This window comes from Solirhodobacter olei (assembly GCF_004010155.1).
In the GTDB taxonomy this organism is placed as follows: Bacteria; Pseudomonadota; Alphaproteobacteria; order Rhodobacterales; family Rhodobacteraceae; genus Solirhodobacter; species Solirhodobacter olei.
This window is the reverse complement of sequence record NZ_RRYH01000070.1, coordinates 1-4,508: the sequence shown is the minus strand read 5'-3', so window position 1 is coordinate 4,508 and position 4,508 is coordinate 1. Positions and strand designations below refer to the sequence as shown.

5 protein-coding genes are annotated in these 4,508 nt (G+C 67.4%); 4 read left to right on the top strand and 1 reads right to left on the bottom strand.

Annotation, left to right across the window (positions count from 1 at the left end; genetic code table 11):
- Positions 1 to 101: 101 nt before the first annotated feature.
- On the bottom strand, positions 102 to 1,091 hold the full coding sequence (locus EIP85_RS22390; RefSeq protein ID WP_241560151.1) for an aldo/keto reductase: 990 nt from the start codon (positions 1,089 to 1,091) through the stop codon (positions 102 to 104).
- Positions 1,092 to 1,336: 245 nt separating this feature from the next.
- On the opposite strand from EIP85_RS22390, the gene EIP85_RS22385 reads away from it, so the two are divergent.
- The 4 genes from EIP85_RS22385 to EIP85_RS22370 all read left to right on the top strand — a co-directional run.
- Positions 1,337 to 1,648 (top strand): hypothetical protein, encoded by a 312-nt coding sequence (locus tag EIP85_RS22385; protein WP_127904418.1) that lies wholly within the window; start codon positions 1,337 to 1,339, stop codon positions 1,646 to 1,648.
- Positions 1,649 to 1,959: 311 nt separating this feature from the next.
- Entirely contained in the window at positions 1,960 to 2,916 is a 957-nt protein-coding gene (locus tag EIP85_RS22380) for a sugar ABC transporter substrate-binding protein (protein WP_127904417.1), read from the top strand.
- 88 nt (positions 2,917 to 3,004) lie between these two features.
- Positions 3,005 to 4,048: an ABC transporter permease gene (locus EIP85_RS22375; RefSeq protein WP_127904419.1), complete on the top strand. Its 1,044-nt coding sequence runs from the start codon at positions 3,005 to 3,007 to the stop codon at positions 4,046 to 4,048.
- 1 nt (position 4,049) lies between these two features.
- Positions 4,050 to 4,508, top strand: a 459-nt coding sequence (locus EIP85_RS22370; RefSeq protein ID WP_164871868.1) for an ATP-binding cassette domain-containing protein, incomplete at its 3' end; no start/stop codon positions are given.

Genomic DNA, 4,508 nt, shown 5'->3' with positions numbered 1-4,508 from the left:
CTGCCGATCAGACCGACGTTGAGCCGCGGTTTGTCCGTCATTCTCCCCCCCGATTGGGCCGGTGTCCGGCCCGGTCCTCCCCCCGCGACCGTGCCCCGGCCTCAGCCCGCGGCGTAGGTCCGGTTCGCCTCCGGATCGTCGTGCGAGGCCGGCAGCGCCAGCAGTTCCGCCTGCGCCGCCTCCGGGATTTCGGCCGACGCCCAGTCGAGCGTCTGCGCCACCCGTTCCGGCTTGGACACCCCGCAGATGGTGGAGGCGATCCGCGGATCGTTCATTGAAAACCACAGCGCCGCCGCTCCGGGCGCGATCCCGTGACGGGCGCAGATCTCCTCGATCCGGCGCACCGGCGCCAGCGCCGCCGCGTCCGCCTCCTGGTAGGTCACCCGCGGCATCACCGCGCTGCCCTTGGCCAGAACGCCGCCGGCATAGGGCGCCGCGTTCAGGATCGCCACACCCTTGGCATGGGCATAGTCGAACATCTCCTCCGCCGCGCGGTTCAGCAGCGTGAAGCGGTTGTGGCTGACCAGTGTGTCGAACGGATAGGCCTTGAGGATAGGCAGCATCACGTCGACCCGCCCCATGGCGAGGCCCACCGCCTGGGTCAGCCCCTCCTCCTTCATCCGGAACAGCGCGTCGAGCGCGCCACCGTCGCGGATGATCTCGTCGAGGCTGCGCGCATGTTCGGGATCGTGCAGGTGCAGGACGGGGATCCTGTCGACCCCCAGCGCCGCGAGGCTCTCCTCCAGCGAGCGGCGGGCCTGGTCGGCGTCGAAGCGTCCGGTTTCCGGGTCGCGATCAAGCTTGCTCGCCAGCACGAACCCCTTCGGAAGGCCCCCGCGGGCCCGGATGGCGGCGCCGATTCGCGCCTCCGACCGGCCGAAGCCGTAGATTCGAGAGGTATCGAGGAAATTCGCAGGCCCATCGAAGATTGCCTGCAGCGTCGCCTCGGCCCGCGCCTCATCCACCGAATAGCCGTAGGTGCCCGGCATGTCGCCAAGGCCCGAGGTCCCGAAGCAGATCGGCGTCACCTCAAGCCCCGTGTTCCCGATCGGGTTGCGCTGCATCATCTTGTTCTCCCCCCGGAATTTCACGGCCACGCTCCTGCGCGGCCCCGGCGGACAGCATTCCACCGCCCGCACCGAAGCGCAAATGCCAAGCGCGAGCCCATCCTGCGCCCCCTGTGCACGCGCCCCATCAACGCCTCATTGATGCCGTTTTGCGTCGCTTTTCGAACATAATATCACCTCAGCCTCCCACCATCGTGAGCCCGTGGTGAGGGCGTTTGATTTGGGATGTTAGGCATGTCTTTCGCATTTCAAAGCTCGGTGGCGTTCTGATGATCGGGTCGACATATCTCGATCCCCGCGCGCTCGGGGCACTGGCGGAAGGCCCCGTTCAGGAGTTCAGCTCAGCCCTCGTCGTCGCCCTGACCGAAGAGGTCTGCACCCTGCGCCGCGCCGTGATCTCGCTTGTCGACACGATGGAGGCCCGCAGCCCCGGCACCCGCGAGGCCCTGCTCGCCGACCTGCACGAGGTGATCCGCCAGGAGGCCCAGGCCACCAAGGGCACGATCACGGACGCGCCCAACGATGCGGCCGATTACCTCTTCAACGCGATCCGCTCGCTCCACGTGGCCCCTCCCGCCTGACCCACCCCGCGGGTACGCCGGCACCAACAACGGCCCTGGCGAAATCCCTCGCCGCGCAGCGTCCAGCCCTACCGAAAGCCCCCGCATTCCGGGGGCTTCGATTTTTTTGTTGCGCGGTTAAGTATATTTAGAATATTTATTCCATATGCGCGCGCCGACTCGGGAGGAAACGTCGGCGCGCGGCGTTATTTCGCTGCCCCGTTGCGGGGGATCTCCGCCATGCTGACGGGCGCCTCGAAATGGTGATGGGCCGCGCGCCAAAGCTGCGGCCAAGAAAGCACCCGCTTGGTGCGACAGAGGAGGAGGAAGCGATGAAGTTCATGACGGGAGCGCGTGCGCTGGTTGCGGCAGGGGTGTCTGCCGCCTGCCTTGCCGGCGGGTTCGCCGGGCCGGCTGCGGCCAAGGACAAACCCTATACGATCGCGATGATCACCCATGCCCAGCCGGGCGACACGTTCTGGGACATCATCCGCAAGGGCGCCGAGGCCGCGGCGAAGAAGGACAACGTGAAGCTGGTCTACCTCGCCAGCCCCGATGCCACCAAGGAAGCGCAGCTGATCCAGAACGTCACCCAGCAGAAGGTGGACGGGATTGCGCTGACGCTGGCCTTCCCGGATGCCGAGGCTGCCAATGTGAAGGCGGCGGAGGCGGCCGGTATCCCGGTCGTCGGCTTCAACGCGGGCGTCGACCAGTGGCAGAAAATGGGCCTTCTGGGCTATGCCGGGCAGGACGAGACGGTGGCCGGCAAGGCCGTCGGCGAGGAGCTGAACAAGGAAGGCGCCAAGAACGTCGTCTGCCTCGACCAGCAGCAGGGCGCGGTGCAGCTGGAGGCGCGCTGCAACGGCATCAAGGACACCTTCAAGGGCAAGATGGAGGTGCTCTACGTCACCGGTTATGACATGCCGACGGTGAAGGCCCGGATGCAGGCCAAGCTGCAGCAGGACCCCTCGATCGACTATGTGGTGACGCTCGGCGCGCCGTTCGCGCCGGTGGTGCTCGACGCGATCAACGCCTCCGGCTCCAAGGCCAAGGTCGGCACCTTCGACATGTCGCCGCGCGTGGTCGACATGATCGCGAACGGCAAGGTCGCCTGGGCGATCGACCAGCAGCCCTATGTCGAGGGCTATGAAGCAGTCGACATGCTCTGGCTCTACCTGACTAACGGCGACACGGTCGGCGGCGGCCAGCCGGTGCTGACGGGGCCGTTCTTCGTCAACAAGAGCAATGCCGCGGCGGTTGCCAAGTTCGCCAAGGCCGGGACCCGCTGATCTGCGGAACCCCGAGACCCGCGCTGCCGGCCGCAAAGCCGGCCGGCAGCCCGCGCCAGCCGCAGCCCAGGGGGAGAAGACCGTGGCGATGACGACCGAGGGGGCCGGGGCAGCCCGGCGACAGCAACTGCAGCCGCAGAGCCTTTGGAAGCGGATCCTGAAGCGGCCGGAGGCGGGGGCGCTGGGGGGCGCGATCCTTGTCTTCCTGTTCTTCTGGATCATCGCGCCGCCGTTCCGGCAGCTGCCGGCCTTCACCACCGTGCTCTATCAGGCCTCGACGATCGGCATCCCGGCGGTAGCCGTGGCGATGCTGATGATCGGCGGCGAGTTCGACCTCTCCGCCGGGGTGGCCGTGACGGCCTCCTCGCTGGCCGCTTCGATCTTCGCCACCCAGGTGGCGGGCAGCCTCTGGGTCGGGGTGATCTTCGCGCTGTTCTTCTCGCTGGGGATCGGGGCGCTGAACGGGTGGCTGCTGATCCGCACCAAGCTGCACAGCTTCCTCGTCACCCTGGGCACCTTCCTGATGCTGCAGGGCCTCAACATCGCGATCACCAAGCTGATCACCGGCAATGTGGCGACCGGCGACATCTCCGGCATGAAGGGCTTCGACACGCTGCAGCTGATCTTCGCCTCGAATTTCCAGATCGGCCGGGTGCAGATCTCCATCGCCATCCTCTACTGGCTGGTCTTCGTCGCGCTCGGCACCTGGGTGCTGCTGCGCACCAAGGTCGGCAACTGGATCTTCGCCGTCGGCGGCCAGGGCGAGAGCGCGCGCGCCGTGGGCGTGCCGGTGACCAAGGTGAAGATCGGCCTCTTCATGCTGGTGGGCTTCGGCTGCTGGTTCCTCGCCATGCATCTGCTCTTTGCCTACAACACCGTCCAGTCCGGCGCCGGCATCGGCAACGAGCTGCTTTACATCGCGGCCTCGGTGGTCGGCGGCTGCCTGCTGACCGGCGGCTACGGCTCGGCCGTGGGCTCCGCGCTCGGCGCCTTCATCTTCGGCATGACGACCGAGGGGGTGATCTATGCCGACTGGGATCCCGACTGGTTCCAGTTCTTCGTCGGCGCGATGCTGCTGCTCGCGACCGTGGTCAACACCTGGATCCGGGCCCGCGCCCTGAGGGGGAAGTGACATGGCCCAATCCGCGCATTCCGCCGGCACCCCGATCATCGAGCTCAAGGGCGTCGGCAAGAACTACGGCAACATCAACGCGCTCCGCGGCGTGAACCTGGCGGTGCGGCAGGGCGAGGTGACCTGCATCCTGGGCGACAACGGCGCCGGCAAGTCGACGCTGATCTCGATCATCGCCGGGCTCTTCGGCCATGACGATGGCGACTATCTCGTCGACGGGGAGCCGCGCCGCTTCTCCTCGCCGCGCGAGGCGCTCGACCTCGGCATCGCCGCGGTCTACCAGACGCTGGCGCTGGTGCCGCTGCTGCCGGTCTGGCGGAACTTCTTCCTCGGCTCCGAGCTGGTGACCGGAAAGGGCCCGTTCCGGCGCCTCGACACGCGCGAGATGTGGGCGCAGACGCAGGACGAGCTGACCCGGATGGGCATCCATCTGGAGGATCTGGAGCAGCCGGTCGGCACC

What these genes read in the sequence shown, in the direction of transcription:
- EIP85_RS22385 (WP_127904418.1), top strand. Translation starts at nt 1,337, where the DNA reads ATGATCGGGTCGACATATCTCGATCCCCGCGCGCTCGGGGCACTGGCG.
- EIP85_RS22380 (WP_127904417.1), top strand. Translation starts at nt 1,960, where the DNA reads ATGAAGTTCATGACGGGAGCGCGTGCGCTGGTTGCGGCAGGGGTGTCT.
- EIP85_RS22375 (WP_127904419.1), top strand. Translation starts at nt 3,005, where the DNA reads ATGACGACCGAGGGGGCCGGGGCAGCCCGGCGACAGCAACTGCAGCCG.